Source organism: Vibrio cincinnatiensis, from assembly GCF_022113815.1.
Classification (GTDB): Bacteria; Pseudomonadota; Gammaproteobacteria; order Enterobacterales; family Vibrionaceae; genus Vibrio; species Vibrio cincinnatiensis_A.
This window is the reverse complement of sequence record NZ_SGOM01000003.1, coordinates 240,309-255,915: the sequence shown is the minus strand read 5'-3', so window position 1 is coordinate 255,915 and position 15,607 is coordinate 240,309. Positions and strand designations below refer to the sequence as shown.

13 protein-coding genes are annotated in these 15,607 nt (G+C 43.9%); 12 read left to right on the top strand and 1 reads right to left on the bottom strand.

The features are described 5' to 3' along the window. Nucleotides 1-49: 49 nt before the first annotated feature. The 11 genes from nhaA (at nt 50) to nspC (ending at nt 13,244) form a co-directional block, all read left to right on the top strand. Complete coding sequence (gene nhaA, locus EXA13_RS06145) at nt 50-1,234, top strand: Na+/H+ antiporter NhaA (protein ID WP_238132397.1); 1,185 nt, start codon at nt 50-52, stop codon at nt 1,232-1,234. A 303-nt stretch (nt 1,235-1,537) separates the two neighbouring features. After that, nucleotides 1,538-3,829 carry a putative monovalent cation/H+ antiporter subunit A gene (locus EXA13_RS06140; RefSeq protein ID WP_238132396.1) on the top strand — a complete coding sequence of 764 codons (2,292 nt, stop codon included), beginning with the start codon at nt 1,538-1,540 and terminating at the stop codon, nt 3,827-3,829. Beyond that, a complete protein-coding gene (locus EXA13_RS06135) occupies nt 3,826-4,257 on the top strand; it encodes a Na+/H+ antiporter subunit B (protein WP_238132395.1) in 432 nt (143 codons plus the stop codon). Before EXA13_RS06140 ends, EXA13_RS06135 begins: the two co-directional genes overlap by 4 nt. 2 nt (nt 4,258-4,259) lie before the next feature. Then, nucleotides 4,260-4,607, top strand: coding sequence for a Na+/H+ antiporter subunit C (locus EXA13_RS06130; protein WP_238132394.1), 348 nt, complete (start codon nt 4,260-4,262; stop codon nt 4,605-4,607). Nucleotides 4,608-4,609: 2 nt separating this feature from the next. Beyond that, nucleotides 4,610-6,106: a Na+/H+ antiporter subunit D gene (locus EXA13_RS06125; protein ID WP_430794469.1), complete on the top strand. Its 1,497-nt coding sequence runs from the start codon at nt 4,610-4,612 to the stop codon at nt 6,104-6,106. Further along, entirely contained in the window at nt 6,103-6,576 is a 474-nt protein-coding gene (locus EXA13_RS06120) for a Na+/H+ antiporter subunit E (protein WP_238132392.1), read from the top strand. The genes EXA13_RS06125 and EXA13_RS06120 overlap by 4 nt, the downstream gene beginning before the upstream one ends. A gap of 6 nt (nt 6,577-6,582) precedes the next feature. Further along, nucleotides 6,583-6,858 (top strand): monovalent cation/H+ antiporter complex subunit F, encoded by a 276-nt coding sequence (locus EXA13_RS06115; RefSeq protein ID WP_238132391.1) that lies wholly within the window; start codon nt 6,583-6,585, stop codon nt 6,856-6,858. Next, the gene (gene mnhG, locus EXA13_RS06110; RefSeq protein ID WP_238132390.1) at nt 6,848-7,249 is read left to right on the top strand and encodes a monovalent cation/H(+) antiporter subunit G; all 402 of its coding nucleotides are present in this window, start codon (nt 6,848-6,850) and stop codon (nt 7,247-7,249) included. The genes EXA13_RS06115 and mnhG overlap by 11 nt, the downstream gene beginning before the upstream one ends. A 607-nt stretch (nt 7,250-7,856) precedes the next feature. Then, nucleotides 7,857-10,742, top strand: coding sequence for a pyridoxal phosphate-dependent class III aminotransferase (locus tag EXA13_RS06105; protein ID WP_238132389.1), 2,886 nt, complete (start codon nt 7,857-7,859; stop codon nt 10,740-10,742). A 15-nt stretch (nt 10,743-10,757) separates the two neighbouring features. Continuing rightward, on the top strand, nt 10,758-12,002 hold the full coding sequence (locus tag EXA13_RS06100) for a carboxynorspermidine synthase (protein ID WP_238132388.1): 1,245 nt from the start codon (nt 10,758-10,760) through the stop codon (nt 12,000-12,002). Between the two features lie 105 nt (nt 12,003-12,107). After that, nucleotides 12,108-13,244, top strand: coding sequence for a carboxynorspermidine decarboxylase (gene nspC / locus EXA13_RS06095; RefSeq protein WP_238132452.1), 1,137 nt, complete (start codon nt 12,108-12,110; stop codon nt 13,242-13,244). Between the two features lie 51 nt (nt 13,245-13,295). On the opposite strand, the gene EXA13_RS06090 is transcribed toward nspC, so the two are convergent. Continuing rightward, on the bottom strand, nt 13,296-13,808 hold the full coding sequence (locus EXA13_RS06090) for a glycine cleavage system protein R (protein WP_238132387.1): 513 nt from the start codon (nt 13,806-13,808) through the stop codon (nt 13,296-13,298). Nucleotides 13,809-14,170: 362 nt separating this feature from the next. On the opposite strand from EXA13_RS06090, the gene EXA13_RS06085 reads away from it, so the two are divergent. Next, nucleotides 14,171-15,418, top strand: coding sequence for a CinA family nicotinamide mononucleotide deamidase-related protein (locus EXA13_RS06085; protein WP_238132386.1), 1,248 nt, complete (start codon nt 14,171-14,173; stop codon nt 15,416-15,418). The last annotated feature ends 189 nt before the right edge of the window (nt 15,419-15,607 follow it).

Genomic DNA, 15,607 nt, shown 5'->3' with positions numbered 1-15,607 from the left:
TTAGGTTACTTCATCGTTTATTAGCATAATAATTAAGGACGATATCACCATGATTCATCTGTTTCGTAGTTTTTTAAAGTCGGAAGCGGCTGGCGGAATTCTGCTTGTTATTGCGGCCATTATGGCCATGTTGATTGCTAACTCTCCACTGAATGATTTCTACCAACATGCATTACATGCCAATGTTTTGGGTATGTCGGTTTCTCATTGGGTCAATGATGGCATGATGGCTATCTTTTTCTTACTGATTGGCTTAGAAGTTAAACGTGAGTTGATTGATGGTTCGTTAAAAACGAAAGAACAAGCATTATTCCCCGCGATTGCTGCACTGGGTGGAATGCTGGCGCCTGCACTGGTTTATACGTTGTTTAACTCATCGGATCCCACAGCGAGCCAAGGCTGGGCGATTCCAGCTGCCACGGATATCGCTTTTGCTTTAGGGATTATGGCGTTGCTGGGTAACCGTGTCCCTGTCAGTTTAAAAGCTTTCTTATTAGCGTTGGCTATTATTGATGATCTTGGTGTCATAGTGATCATTGCGCTCTTTTATACCAGTGATTTATCCATGGTCGCATTAGCGATTAGTGTGGTAGCCGCTGGTGGGCTTTATCTGCTTAATCGCTATCAAGTGACAAAACTGACCCCTTATTTAGTTGTGGGAGCTATCTTGTGGTTTGCTGTCCTACAATCAGGTATTCATGCAACATTAGCTGGGGTTATTGTGGGTTTTGCGATTCCATTAAAAGGGAAAAAAGCTAACCACTCACCTCTGAAGCATTTGGAACATGTGCTTCATCCTTGGTCAACCTTTTTAATTCTGCCATTATTTGCACTGGCGAATGCGGGGATTTCACTCACCGGTATTTCAATGTCTGGACTGACGTCTACTTTACCATTGGGAGTTGCACTGGGTCTTTTTGTGGGTAAACCATTGGGTATTTTCACCTTTAGTTGGATTTCCGTAAAACTGGGAATGACTAAGCTACCAGAAGGGATTGATATCAGACATATTTTTTCCGTTTCTGTTTTGTGTGGCATTGGTTTTACTATGTCGATCTTTATCTCTTCGCTCGCCTTTGGTAGTGCCTATGTTTCATTAGATAACTACGCACGTTTAGGTATTCTTATGGGGTCTACGACGGCAGCATTGGCTGGTTACATGATGCTACGGGCGACATTACCGAAGAAAGTCACATTAGAGGTTCCGTCTGTATTTGCTAAAGCTGAAAAATAGCAGGTCTAATGTGCCACATAACGAAAGCAGAGTGTTTCAAGTCATTGCGGTGCTCTGGTGTGTGATGGCATAGATAGATTAAGCTAACGTTCTATGAAGAAGAAAGTATGAAACTAGGTTTTATACTTTCTTCTTTTATGCAGAGTGCACTATTCTTTAGCTAAGTTGTTTATATATCAGTATTAACCATGGTAGGCTCAAAAGGTAAATACCATTGAGGTTGAAATTTAGCCACTCAGACTAGGATAAAAAGCGTTGTTGAGTTGAGTGTTCAATACGGCTTTAAGGATTGGAGGTCATTGAATGCTATTAGCATTAATGTCAGGGTTTATCGCGGCTTTTTTGGTTCCATGGCTGTACCATCAGCAAGGAGAACGAGCCGTATGGTGGGTTGCGCTTCTTCCTGCTGCTTTATTTGTGTATTTTTTAGGGTTTATTGCCCCCATTTCACAAGGGGATCCTCTTTTTTTTCACTATGACTGGATTCCTTCTCTCGATATTTCTCTTGATTTAAGACTCGATGGATTAAGTTTATTGTTTGCACTACTCGTTAGCGGTATTGGTACGCTGGTGATTGTGTATACGGGCAGTTACCTTGCCGGGCACCCTGATCAGCATAAGCTGGTGATGTATTTATGCGCCTTTATGGGCTCGATGCTCGGGGTGGTTTTAACCAATAACCTAATGGCGATGTTTGTATTCTGGGAGTTAACCAGTATTACCTCGTATATGCTGATTGGTTTTTATCATGAGCAAGAAAAGTCCCGTAAATCGGCATTGCAAGGCTTATTTGTTACCGTTGGTGGTGGTTTAGCGCTGATGGCGGGGATTGTATTGCTTGGGCAGATAGCGGGTAGCTATCAATTCGATCAGATCATAAGCCAAGGGAGCCAAATTCAGCAACACCCGTACTTTCTTCCTATGATGTTGCTAATTTTGCTTGGGGCGTTTACAAAATCTGCGCAAATTCCTTTTCATTTTTGGTTGCCCAATGCTATGGCGGCTCCCACACCGGTCAGTTCATTTCTTCACTCGGCCACAATGGTAAAAGCGGGCGTGTATTTATTAGCACGTTTGCAGCCAGCGATGGCAGGGGATACTACTTGGACCTTACTTTTGGTTGTCGCGGGAGCTTTGACTATGTTGGTGGGGTCGGTAATGGCGGTGACCAGTACTGATCTGAAACGTATTTTGGCTTATACCACGATCGCCTCTCTAGGGACTTTGATACTGTTGATTGGGATTGGTGGAGAAGCGGCCCTAGTCGCTGCGATGGTTTTTCTATTGGCTCATGCTCTGTACAAGGGAGCACTCTTTATGGCTGCGGGAACCGTTGACCATGAAACAGGAACCAAGGATATTCGTCAGTTAGGTGGTTTAAGGCGTGCTATGCCACAAACAGCAATCTTTATGTCTCTTGCCGCATTAGCCTTAGCAGGCATCCCACCTGTATTGGGTTTTATTGCTAAAGAGTCAATGCTTACTGGGTTATTAATGAGCCCATGGCAGAATCTTCTTTTATTGGTTGGTGTTATTTCTTCGATCTGTTTTGTTGCTTGTGCTGGGTTGGTGGCGATTAAACCATTTTGGGGAATTGAAGTGGCAACGCCAAAATCACCACATGAAGCTCCTTTTGCAATGCGATTGGGTTTCTCATTGCTTGCCACTCTAGGGCTCATGTTTGGTTTAATCCCTTCGTTGGTTTCTCCTTTGATTGACGCTTCCGCTTCTGCGGTGATCGGGTATTCGATCGATCCGATCTCTTTATCTCTGTGGCATGGGTTTAACCTTCCTCTGCTAATGAGCTTCCTTGCTTTTACGCTTGGCTATTTGCTCTTTAAATATTGGGATAAGTTAGCCGTTAAGTTCTCGTGGGCAAAAGCCCTACTTAATTACGGCCCAGAAAAGGGATATGAGCAGTTTATGGAGGGTTTAGTTTCTTTTTCGAAATGGATCACGGCGAAGCTGCAAAATGGTTATTTGTCCAATTACATCCTAACGATCTTTATTACCACTATTGTTTTAGTGAGCTATGCAATCGGTAGCAAGGTTGGTTGGTATGGCTCATTAGATTTTTCTGGCGTTGAAGTGTATGAACTGTTGATTTCAGGGATCATTATCGCGGTGGTGGGTTATGCCTGTATCACTGAGCAGAGATTGGGCGCGGTAGCGGCGATTGGCGCATTAGGCTTTTGTATGGCATTGATTTATGTATTTTTCAGCGCTCCTGATTTGGCCATTACTCAGGTATTGATTGAGACATTAACGGTAATCTTATTGGTGTTTGTTTTATTTAAGCTACCAAGATTTCAACGTTTATCCAGTTCGGATGTTCGGTGGCGTGATGCCTTGGTTGCCATCATTTTTGGCGGCATGATGACACTACTTGTGATGACAGTTACGCACTTTGCAGAGCCTGAACGTATTAGTGATTACTTGATTGAAAATAGCTATGTGATCGCGAAAGGGCGCAACATTGTCAATGTGATCTTAGTGGATTATCGAGCTCTGGATACCTTAGGGGAAATCTTTGTTCTCGCGCTTGCCGCGATAGGAGTCACCGCGATGATTAAATTGGACAAGGATAAACCATGAAGACGAATTCAGCATTAATTTTACAAGTTGCCGCCCGTTTTTTATTACCGATGCTGCTGCTGTTCTCTATTTTTTTACTGCTGCGTGGGCACAATGAACCGGGTGGGGGGTTTATTGCTGGTTTAGTCGCTTCGAGTGCTTTTGCTTTACACCTATTTGCATTTAATCCGATGCAGACTCGCCATTTGATAGGCGTCGATAGTGCTCAACTTATGGGGGCTGGATTATTAATCGCGATGTTAAGTGGGGCCGTGGGGGTAATTAAATCTGGAAGCCAATTTTTGACCAGTGTTTGGTGGAGAGTTTACCTTCCTGGGATTGGAGAGTTAAAGCTTAGCACCCCGCTTGTGTTTGATATTGGGGTTTATCTGGTGGTGATCGGTATGGTCACGACTTTACTCCTTACTTTAGCTGAAGTGGAGGATTAATTATGACCACTTTATTTGCTTTTGTGATTGGCGGCTTGTACGCCGCTGCACTATTTATGATGCTAAGGCGTAGTATTGTTAAATTAGTGATTGGGTTGATGATTTTATCTAATGCTGCAAACCTTCTGATTTTTACGGGAGGCGGTTTAGTTCGGGGCGCGCCGCCGTTGATTCCTGAAGGAATGAACATACCGCCGACCGAGATAGCAGACCCCTTACCTCAAGCTTTGATCTTAACCGCGATTGTGATCAGTTTCGGTGTGTTGGCTTTTGCCGTTGTCTTGATCCACCGAGCTTATAAAGTGATCGGGGCTGATGATATGAACAAAATGAAGAGTACAGATTCTTAATTATGATGCTACTAATGCCTATTCTCGTACCTATGTTTGCCGCTGCCCTATCCATGATTATTTGGCGGCATCGTACTCTTCAGCGTTGGGTTAGTGTCTTCGCCAATTCTATTTTGTTGATTTCGGCGTTGATGCTATTCCATGAGGTGTATAACAACGGTATCCAAGTGGCTTATTTAGGTGATTGGCATGCACCTTTTGGGATTTCACTGGTCGCGGATCTCCTCACTGTAATAATGGTCACCGTCTCCGCGTTTGTTGCTTTTTGTATTGCCATTTATGCGTTGGCTACGATGGATGCCGAGCGAGAGGCTTTTGGGTTTTATCCTTTGTTGCATTTGATGCTCGCTGGGGTTATAGGCGCTTTTTTGACGGGTGATATTTTTAACCTTTATGTGTGGTTTGAAGTCATGCTGGTTGCTTCCTTTGGGCTGTTGATCCTCGGAGGAGAGCGCGCCCAAATGGAAGGTGCATTGAAATACGTTACCCTTAATCTGTTGTCATCAGCCTTGTTTTTGAGTGCGGTGGGTTTATTGTACGCTTACGCTGGCACTTTAAATATGGCAGATCTTGGAAGCAAATTAGCTCAGTCTGATAACTCGGGGGTGATTACTGTTATCTCCCTGCTATTTTTAGTGGCTTTTGGAATAAAAGCAGCGGCTTTCCCTCTCTTTTTTTGGTTACCCGCTTCTTATCATACGCCGCCTGTCGCTATCTCTGCGGTATTTGCTGGCTTACTGACCAAAGTGGGAGTGTATGCCTTATATCGAGTCTTCAGCGTTATATTTATTGGGGATATCGCTTTTACTCACCATACGCTTTTATTGTGGATGGGAATTCTAACGATGGTGACGGGAGTATTAGGAGCCGCAGCACAGTATGAAGTGAGACGAATACTTTCTTTTCATATTGTGAGTCAAATTGGTTATATGATCGTGGGGCTGGCTTTGTTTACGCCTTTAGCAATCATGGGAGGAATTTTTTATCTTTTCCACCATATTGTGGTGAAGACGAACCTTTTTTTAGTCAGCGGGGTAATGCATCGTTTGCATGGCAGCTATCATCTTGAAAAGTTAGGTGGTCTTTATAAATCTGCTCCTTTTTTAGCCTTTTTATTCGCAATCCCTGCTATGTCTTTAGCTGGGATACCACCACTGTCCGGTTTTTTTGCTAAATTTGTGGTGATTAAATCCGGGATAGAGGTTCAAGCGTGGTTGATGGTTGCCGCAGCTTTAGCTGTGGGATTATTAACACTCTATTCTATGGTTAAAATTTGGGCTGAAGCCTTCTGGAAACCGTTGCCCGAATCTGCTGAAACCAAACCGCCATTGTCAGATAGTGAGCGCTTTTGTCTCTATCTTCCAATCATATTAATGGCTGGAGTCACCGTTACGATCGGTTTATGTGCTGAGTGGTTTGTACAGTTAGCCAGTTTAGCTGCTGAGCAGATCATGAATCCACAAGGGTATATTGACGCCGTATTAGGAGGCCAACCATGAAAGCCTTTGGATGGAACATGTTGCTTGCTTTGGTGTGGTTAGTGCTTTCTGGGAGCTATACTATTTCCAATTTATTTGCTGGGATGATCATGAGCTATGTGATCCTTGCTTATTTGTTGCGAGATAGTTCGACCTTTGAGGCTTACTTTAAAAAATTACCGAAAGTCATTAGCTTTGGCTTATTTTTTATTTGGGATCTAATCAAAGCCAATGGGCGTGTAGCTTATGATGTCTTAACACCAACACACTTAATGAAGCCTGCTGTGATTGCAATTCCTTTAGATCTGAGAGATGACGGTGCAATAACAATCTTTGCAACTTTAATTACCGTAACACCGGGTTCTTTGGCTTTAGATGTCGCAACAGATAAAAGTGTTTTGTATGTTCATCTTATGTATTTTGAAGATGAAACTCGTCAAATTGAAGAATTCAAGCGTCTTGAAGCACGCGTCATTGATTTATTGGGGTAAAGTATCATGTTGGATATTGTCTATACCCTCTGTTTTGCAATGCTGGCACTGAGCTTAGTTCTAGCAACGGTTCGTTTACTAAAAGGGCCGTCATTGCCAGATAGAGTTGTGGCATTGGAGCTGATGGCTTCACTCACCGTGGGGATTGTTGTGCTGTACAGTATCCGGTATCAGCAACCTTACTTTATTGATGTTGCAATTGTGCTGGCTTTAACCTCTTTTATGGCTGCGGTAGGGTTTTCTCGATACTTGGAAAAGAGAGGGAATAGAGATGATGATTGATTTTATTATTGCCATTCTGGTGCTCTCTGGCTCATTTTTAATGCTATTAGCGGGAATAGGCCTTAACCGTATGCCAGATCTTTTGACACGAATGCATGCCACCACTAAAGCGGGAGCATTAGGGGTTGGGTTGATGGTATTAGCATTCTCTGTGGTGAACTGGGGGGATATTGCCTTTGTCGTCCGAGCATTAGCGGTGGTCTTCTTTGTCATTTTAACGGCTCCGATTGCAGCTCACGTCTTAGCGCGCGCGAGCTATTTCGTCGGTGTTCCTCAATGGGATGGCGTGGTGAAAGATGTGATTAAAGAACGCTATAACCTAAAAACCCATGAGTTAGCGAGCCGTCATATGCCATCAAAAGAAGTGCTTGATAACCAGAAAAAAGATTAACGACCTTCTTTTGTAAAGAAACCTGCTTTGCTAGCAGGTTTTTTTATCTTCCCCTCTTTCGGCTACAAGCTGTCAGCAGAGGTGATACATGAAATTTCGTGTGATAAGAGTGAAAAATAAGCATATTCATCACTGGTGTTTATGAATGTTGTGTTTATTGTGGTAAATCATTGATGAAAATCGTTGCGAATATCGCCAATTCTATGTTAACTTCCGCAGCAATCTCGGACGATGATTCTGGGGGATACGCGTAGTGACCATTCAGGCTGATTGTGACACTACGTAGGGTAGGTATCAGTAAGTCCTTTTACTGATAGACGGGATACTCTTGCTGTTGGAACAGCATGTGAATGGGAAACCCAACATTGAACTCACTTAATTACTTACAACACACATTATTCAGCTTTGTTCATCCTTTATGCCCAGTCCATCAGGACAGCAGCATAACCGAGCCTTGATTCTCTGTTTTAGTGACTTGCCATCGTTGTGATGGCCCGTATTCCGACTTTGTCTTCTGACACGTTCGGAACTTTTGCTATTTGTCATTTCCCTTTTTAATTTTGTGATGGGAAATGCACAGAATATTAACCATTTCAAGGGGACAAAGATGAGTACAGCCTTTGAAGTCGATAATACTATCGCAACCTATTTTTCCAACCAAGTACCAATTGTTGAAGGTACTTATGATCTGACATTAGATGATGTTCTGCTTGATCAAGTCGAGCATGAATCTGAAGTTCGATCTTATCCTCGACGTTTACCGATTGCGATCAAACAAGCATATGGTTGCCTAGTGGAAGACACGCGTGGCCAACTGTATTTAGATTGTTTGGCCGGGGCGGGAACATTGGCATTAGGGTATAACCACCCTGAAATTAACCAAGCTTTGAAAGAGCAGTTGGATTCAGGGCTTCCTTACCAAACTCTGGATATTGCAACAAAAGCGAAAACCCATTTCATCAAAACGGTGAAGCGATTTTTGCCTGAAGAGTTGGGCAACAACTGCGTTATTCAATTTTGTGGGCCATCCGGTGCCGATGCTGTAGAAGCGGCAATTAAGCTAGCAAAGCAAACCACGGGTCGTAACACCATGTTTGCTTTTCGTGGGGCTTACCATGGTATGACCAATGGCACCATGGGAATGATGGGCAACCTTAATACTAAATCTCGTCGGACTGGGCTGATGTCTGATGTGCACTTCATGCCTTTTCCCTATACCCTGCGTTGTCCATTTGGTTTGGGGGGCGATGAAGGGGCGAAAGCGAGTATTCGTTATATTGAACGCCTGTTGAATGACGATGAAGCGGGCATTATGAAGCCAGCGGCAATCATTGTTGAGCCAGTACAAGGAGAAGGCGGTGTGATTCCAGCCCCGGCTTTTTGGCTACGCGAGCTGCGTCGAATTTGTGATGAATATGGTATCTTATTGATTTTCGATGAAATTCAGTGTGGTGTAGGTAAAACAGGCTATCACTTTGCTTTTGAAGAAGCGGGGATTGTGCCAGATATTCTGTGCTTGTCAAAAGCGATCGGCGGTGGCTTACCCATGTCATTGTTAGTGATTAAGAAACAGCATGACACTTGGCGACCGGGTGAGCACACTGGAACTTTCCGCGGTAATCAATTGGCAATGGTCTCTGGGGCGAAAGCGCTGGAAATCATTGAACGAGATAATCTGGTTGAGCACGCGAATATTGCAGGTCAATACCTACGTATGGGGCTGGAAAAAATTCAAAGCCGCGTTAACTGTGTTGCAGAAGTCCGAGGTAAAGGCCTGATGTTGGGGCTAGAAATTCAAGATCCAAGCGGAGAATTGAATAAATTTGGTGAGCCCAAAGCGGCACCAGATCTGACTTTAGCGATTCAACGAGCGGCGCTGGAGCGTGGTTTGATGGTCGAAAAAGGAGGACGTGAAGGTTCGGTTATTCGTTTTCTTCCTCCTATGATTATTTCCTTTGAACAGATCGACTTTGCTCTGCGCACGTTGGAAGTGGCCATTCTTGCTGCGGGTGGCGGTAAGAAAGATCCAGAACAAGCAAACCAAGAGTGGAAAAAGCACTTCATTCACACCGGTCACATGGGCAGCCAAGAGTTCTCACAAGTGATGAACCACACGACCGCTGCAATGAAAGCTGTGTTTGAAGAAGTGAACGCGCCGTATTCAGGCATCGATCCGAAAGCGCTGGAAGAAGCGATTTACGCGGTTGATCTGGATAACAAAACTGCATCGCTGAAAGATGTGATCTCTGACACTGCGGAACTGGTTGCGAAGAACTCAATCATCGTTCAGCACCCAGACTGCATTGCGCACCTGCACACGCCACCACTGATGCCTTCCGTTGTTGCGGAAGCGATCATCGCATCGCTGAACCAATCAATGGATTCATGGGATCAGTCTTCTGCAGCAACGTTTGTTGAGCAGAAAGTGATTGACTGGATGTGTGATAAGTTTGAACTGGGTACACAAGCGGACGGTATCTTCACCAGCGGCGGTACACAGAGCAACCAAATGGGCCTGATGTTGGCTCGCGACTGGATTGCCGATAAACTGAGCGGTCACTCGATTCAGAAACTGGGTCTGCCAGAGTACGCGGACAAACTGCGGATTGTGTGCTCGAAGAAATCTCACTTCACTGTTCAGAAGTCTGCTTCTTGGATGGGCCTAGGTGAGAAAGCTATCCTCACGGTTGACGCGCTACCAAACGGTACGATGGATGTGACTAAGCTAGACGCTGTCGTTGCACAAGCGAAGGCGGAAGGCCTGATTCCATTTGCTGTGGTAGGCACTGCGGGGACAACGGATCATGGTGCAATTGATGATCTGATGACTATCGCGGATGTCGCTGACAAACACGAAATGTGGATGCATGTGGATAGTGCTTATGGCGGCGCTCTGATTTTGAGCAGTCATAAAAATCGTCTAAATGGTATCGAGCGTGCTCAGTCCGTGAGCGTAGATTTTCATAAACTCTTTTTCCAAACCATCAGTTGTGGTGCTCTATTGCTGAAAGATAAACACCATTTCAAGTTCTTACTGCATCATGCGGACTACTTGAACCGTGAGCACGATACCTTGCCAAACTTGGTTGATAAATCCATCGCAACCACAAAACGCTTTGATGCGCTAAAAGTGTTTATGACCATGCAAAACATAGGTCCTAAAAAAATGGGCGCAATGTATGACCACTTACTTGAGCAAACTCAACAAGTGGCTAATTTGGTTCGTCAGCATAAAGCTTTTGAGCTTTTGGCTGAACCATCTTTGTCTACCGTGTTATTCCGCGCGGTAAACAGTCAAGCGTCTGATTGTGATGAACTGAATAAGCAAGTTCGTCTACAGGCCTTGATACGTGGTGTCGCTGTTCTTGGCGAGACCATTGTGGATGGCAAAACTGCCTTGAAATTCACAATCTTGAACCCATGCTTGAAGATTTCGGACTTCGAATCTTTACTGGCTAAAATTGAAACTCTAGCGGTTGAGCTAGCGAAATAAAGGTAAACGGAGACTATGTCAATTCTACAGATTGGTGCGGGCGGTGTTGGTTGGGTCGTTGCACATAAAGCAGCGCAGAACAACGACGTGCTGGGTGATATTACCATTGCTTCTCGTTCTATTGAGAAGTGTGAGAAAATCATTGAATCGATTAAAGGTAAACAGAATTTAAAAGATTCAACTAAGAAACTAGAAGCTCGTTCAGTAGATGCTGACGATGTAGACGCATTGGTCGCGTTAATCAAAGCGGTTCAGCCTGATCTAGTCATCAATGCTGGTCCTCCTTGGGTTAACGTACCCATTATGGAAGCCTGTTACCGGGCAAGTGTATCCTACCTAGATACGTCGGTTGCGGTTGATTTGTGCTCTGAAGGGCAGCAAGTCCCAGAAGCGTATGACCCGCAATGGGCTTTTCGTGAGAAATTTAAACAAGCGGGGAGCACAGGTATCCTTGGTGCTGGGTTTGATCCGGGCGTGGTGAGTGTGTTTGCCGCTTATGCGGCTAAACACCTCTTCGATGAGATCGATTCCATTGATGTGATGGACATTAATGCGGGTGATCACGGTAAGAAATTTGCTACGAACTTTGATCCAGAAACGAATATGCTGGAAATTCAGGGCGATTCCTTTTATTGGGAAGAAGGCGAGTGGAAACAGGTACCTTGTCATACCCGTATGATGGAATTTGATTTCCCAAAATGTGGTCCATTTAAAGTGTACTCAATGGCGCACGATGAAGTGCGTTCATTAAAAGAGTTCATTCCAGCCAAACGCATTGAGTTTTGGATGGGCTTTGGTGACCGTTACTTGAACTACTTTAACTGTATGCGTGACATCGGTCTGCTAAGCCCTGATCCGCTGACATTGCAAGATGGTACTGTCGTTCAACCATTACAGGTATTAAAAGCATTGTTGCCAGATCCAACCTCATTAGCACCCGGCTATACAGGGTTAACCTGTATCGGCACTTGGGTTCAAGGTCAGAAAAATGGTGAACCCCGCAGTGTTTTTATATACAACAATGCGGATCACGAAGTGGCTTATCAAGATGTTGAGCATCAGGCGATTGCTTATACCACAGGTGTTCCTGCTATTACTGCTGCGTTGCAATTTTTCCGAGGTGATTGGGCTGACGCTGGTGTGTTTAACATCGAGCAACTTAACCCAGATCCATTCCTAGAAACCATGCCGTCAATCGGTTTGGATTGGGAAATTCTTGAGCTAGAACCGGGTGAACCCGTCATTAATATTCTTAAGTAAACGTATCTTGAGTAAAATCAAAAACAGTCATCACTGAGTGTGATGACTGTTTTTCCATATAAAGATTCACAAGGTGTCGTTCTAGACGGCATCGGAGCAGATAAAATGCAAAAGAGCGAATTAAAAACGCCTTACTTCATGATCGATGAAAGTAAATTGATCGCTAACTTAGAAATTGCCAAGCAACTCAAAGAGATTTCAGGGGTGAAGTTGGTGTTAGCGTTAAAGTGTTTTTCTACATGGGGGGTCTTTGACCTGATAAAACCCTATTTGGATGGAACCACCAGCTCTGGTCCCTTTGAAGTCAAATTGGGTTATGAAACTTTTGGCGGCGAAACTCATGCTTACAGTGTGGGATATAGTGAAGAGGATGTGAGAGAGGTTGCTGATATCTGTGACAAAATGATTTTTAACTCTCAATCTCAGCTCTCAGCTTATCGTCATCTGGTGGAAGGGAAAGCCTCGTTAGGTTTGCGCCTTAATCCCGGTGTAAGTTATGCCGGACAAGATCTGGCCAACCCAGCTCGTCAGTTTTCTCGCTTAGGAGTACAAGCGGATCACATTGATCCAGCCGTCTTTGAGACCATCAATGGCGTCATGTTCCACATGAACTGTGAGAATAAAGATGTGGATGCGTTTATCAGCCTGCTGAATTCCATTTCAGAACGTTTTGGTGACTACCTGAATAGGCTAGATTGGGTGAGCCTAGGCGGAGGCGTGTTCTTTACTTGGCCTGGTTACGATGTTGAGAAACTGGGTTTAGCGCTCAAAGCTTTCGCTGAAAAGCACGGTGTGCAGCTTTATCTTGAACCCGGTGAAGCAGTGATCACGAAAACGACCGATCTTGTGGTGACAGTTGTTGATATCGTTGAGAATGGGATGAAAACCGCTATTGTTGACTCGGCAACTGAAGCGCACCGTTTGGATACGTTGATCTACAAAGAGCCAGCATCGGTACTGGAAGCAAGCGAGAATGGCCAGTACGAATATGTGATTGGCTCATGCTCTTGTTTAGCGGGAGACCAGTTTTGTGTGGCGAAGTTTGATGAACCACTGAAAGTGGGGCAGAAACTGCATATTCTTGATAGCGCGGGTTACACCATGGTGAAACTCAACTGGTTCAATGGCTTGAAAATGCCATCGGTATATTGTGAGCGCAGAGATGGAAAAATTGAGAAGCTGAACGAATTTGGTTATCAAGATTTTAAACGCTCATTATCACAGTGGTCGGTGCATCGGTAATATTAAAATAGGGAGATAAATCTCCCTATTTTTCAATTTTCTCAATGATACTTACGACTCAATGACGACTCGAGTATCTTCACTGAGAGCCTCCAGCTCCTTCGCCACATCTTCAATGTTGATCTCAGCGGGCAAACGAATTGCCATAGTCGCACTAAATAGGCTTGAACTAACACCACCGCCACCAGCTAAGAACACGCGTTGACAGTCCATATCCAAAATGCCAATACCTTGCCCATCCAACAAATGAGTGATTTCATTGACGATACCAAAGCGGTCATTCGCATCTAAGCGAACTTGATAAATGGACTCTTCTTTATTGGTACTGATTTCGCAATCAACAATTTGAACGAGAAGGTCAGGGTGTGATTGAAAAGCTTCTTTTACGACAGAAGCTTTATCCAGTGGTATCTCGACTTTAATGACGGCTGCTACTTGGTTTTCAATAAAATTCACTTTACTTATTAGCCACTTACCATCATTTTCATGGGTAATGGCGGCAAGCTGTTTAATCGTGGCAGCTGTGGCTGTGCCAACAAAGTTTACAATAAAGGTACAATTCATAACGGCCTCCAGAACATTACCGAATGGGTTATTACTTTTGAGTGTAGGGGTTTATTGCTAATAAAGATTGATGTGAGTCAATTTTTGTAATAGGCGTTAAGATAAAGATGCGATAATTTTACCTCACGCACAAAAGAGATGCTGGCTTTTGCCGATAAAGTGACAACCCGTTGATTTAAGCCAAGGTTAAACAATATATATTTTCCAAACTTTACCGTGTAACCCTAACGATGACTTAAGGTTGTGGTGGTTTTGTTGAGTAATTGTCGCAGGTTCAGGAGATATTTAGGTATACTGAACGGCGAAAAAAGAGGAGAGAGTTAAGGCCTCTTAACTCTCCACTAATAGAATAAGGGTTAATTATGCTCAAAATAGCGATGCTAAGTACGGGAGAAGAGGTCTTACACGGCGACATCCTTGATACCAATGCGGCTTGGCTTTCCCGTCTATTTTTCGAAAATGGGTTTAGTCTCCTTAAGCGTTCAACTGTTGGCGATAGTCAGACTGTATTAACGGAAGAATTATTGATGCTCAGTTTCAATAATGATGTCGTTATTGTAAACGGTGGCTTAGGGCCCACGAGTGATGATCTGAGTGCTGTTGCAGCGGCACAAGCGGCGGAACAATCTCTGGTTCTCTTTTCGGAATGGTTGACTAAGTTAGAAGCTTTCTTTGCCCGTCGACAAAAAGTGATGCCAGAAAGTAATTTGAAGCAGGCGATGTTGCCGGAAAAATCAACGATTTTGGATAACCCCATCGGCACTGCATGTGGCTTTAAAATGCAGATCAACGATTGCTGGTTTTACTTTACTCCTGGTGTGCCAAAAGAGTTTAAGCGCATGGTCAGTGAGCAAATTCTTCCTGATTTAAAGCAGAATTTTCCTCAGCAGGTTGGTCTTGAATGCAGCAAGTTGTATACATTTGGTAGTTCAGAATCTGGTTTATCCGATCGTTTGGTGAAACTTCAGCTACCTGAAGGGTATTGGTTGGGTTACCGTTCATATTTGCCCTTTATTGAGATTAAGCTATTTGGTCTCCGTCAAGATTTGGCAAAACGCGTTAAGCTCATGCAGATCATCCATTCTCTGATTGAACCTTATGTGGTGAGTATTGATGAACCTATGTTGGATCATCTCGGGCATTTGATGGCCGACAAAGGATTCTCTCTATCGATAGCTGAGCAAGCAACCAAAGGTTGGCTGTCGCAGTGGCTACTCAGCAATAGACAGATTGAGCAGCTCAGTGGGCACAGCTGGATATTAAGCCATCAGGTTGAGTCGGGGTTAGGTGAAAAAGATCCTCTTGCGGCTATTTTTGCGCTAGCGGGAGCGACTAAAGATAAATGTTCAACGGATCTCGCTCTTGTCACAGGGCCTTTGTATCAGGATACGTTTTGTGTCGCCTTATCAACGCCACATGGTGAGTGGGGACAACAACTGACTTTCAATCGTGCTTATTCACTGCCTGAGCAAAAAGAGCTGATTAGCACCATTGCGGGTGATATGTTGCGTCGCTATCTTTCGGGGAAACCCGTCTTCACACATTACGGTTCTGTGACGGTCGTGAAAGAAATGCATTTACCTGCCCATGCATTGAAAATACCGTCATAAAAAATAGGGATTCATCTTCCTAAGATATTGAAAAATAATCTTATTACTGGACTTTATTGTATTGTGTTATATCTATGCATAATTCGTCTAAAAGGTAACTGTCTGATTCGTTGAGAGTGTTATTGAACAGCCTGAATTGATTCATACGAGATAGCGATTTGTTTGTAAACTTAATCTTGTTTATCAATC

Coding starts and splice junctions, on each gene's coding strand:
- nspC (WP_238132452.1), top strand. CDS start 12,108: ATGCAAAAGAGCGAATTAAAAACGCCTTACTTCATGATCGATGAAAGT.
- EXA13_RS06125 (WP_430794469.1), top strand. CDS start 4,610: ATGATGCTACTAATGCCTATTCTCGTACCTATGTTTGCCGCTGCCCTA.
- nhaA (WP_238132397.1), top strand. CDS start 50: ATGATTCATCTGTTTCGTAGTTTTTTAAAGTCGGAAGCGGCTGGCGGA.
- EXA13_RS06105 (WP_238132389.1), top strand. CDS start 7,857: ATGAGTACAGCCTTTGAAGTCGATAATACTATCGCAACCTATTTTTCC.
- EXA13_RS06100 (WP_238132388.1), top strand. CDS start 10,758: ATGTCAATTCTACAGATTGGTGCGGGCGGTGTTGGTTGGGTCGTTGCA.
- EXA13_RS06115 (WP_238132391.1), top strand. CDS start 6,583: ATGTTGGATATTGTCTATACCCTCTGTTTTGCAATGCTGGCACTGAGC.
- EXA13_RS06090 (WP_238132387.1), bottom strand. CDS start 13,808: ATGAATTGTACCTTTATTGTAAACTTTGTTGGCACAGCCACAGCTGCC.
- mnhG (WP_238132390.1), top strand. CDS start 6,848: ATGATGATTGATTTTATTATTGCCATTCTGGTGCTCTCTGGCTCATTT.
- EXA13_RS06140 (WP_238132396.1), top strand. CDS start 1,538: ATGCTATTAGCATTAATGTCAGGGTTTATCGCGGCTTTTTTGGTTCCA.
- EXA13_RS06130 (WP_238132394.1), top strand. CDS start 4,260: ATGACCACTTTATTTGCTTTTGTGATTGGCGGCTTGTACGCCGCTGCA.
- EXA13_RS06135 (WP_238132395.1), top strand. CDS start 3,826: ATGAAGACGAATTCAGCATTAATTTTACAAGTTGCCGCCCGTTTTTTA.
- EXA13_RS06085 (WP_238132386.1), top strand. CDS start 14,171: ATGCTCAAAATAGCGATGCTAAGTACGGGAGAAGAGGTCTTACACGGC.
- EXA13_RS06120 (WP_238132392.1), top strand. CDS start 6,103: ATGAAAGCCTTTGGATGGAACATGTTGCTTGCTTTGGTGTGGTTAGTG.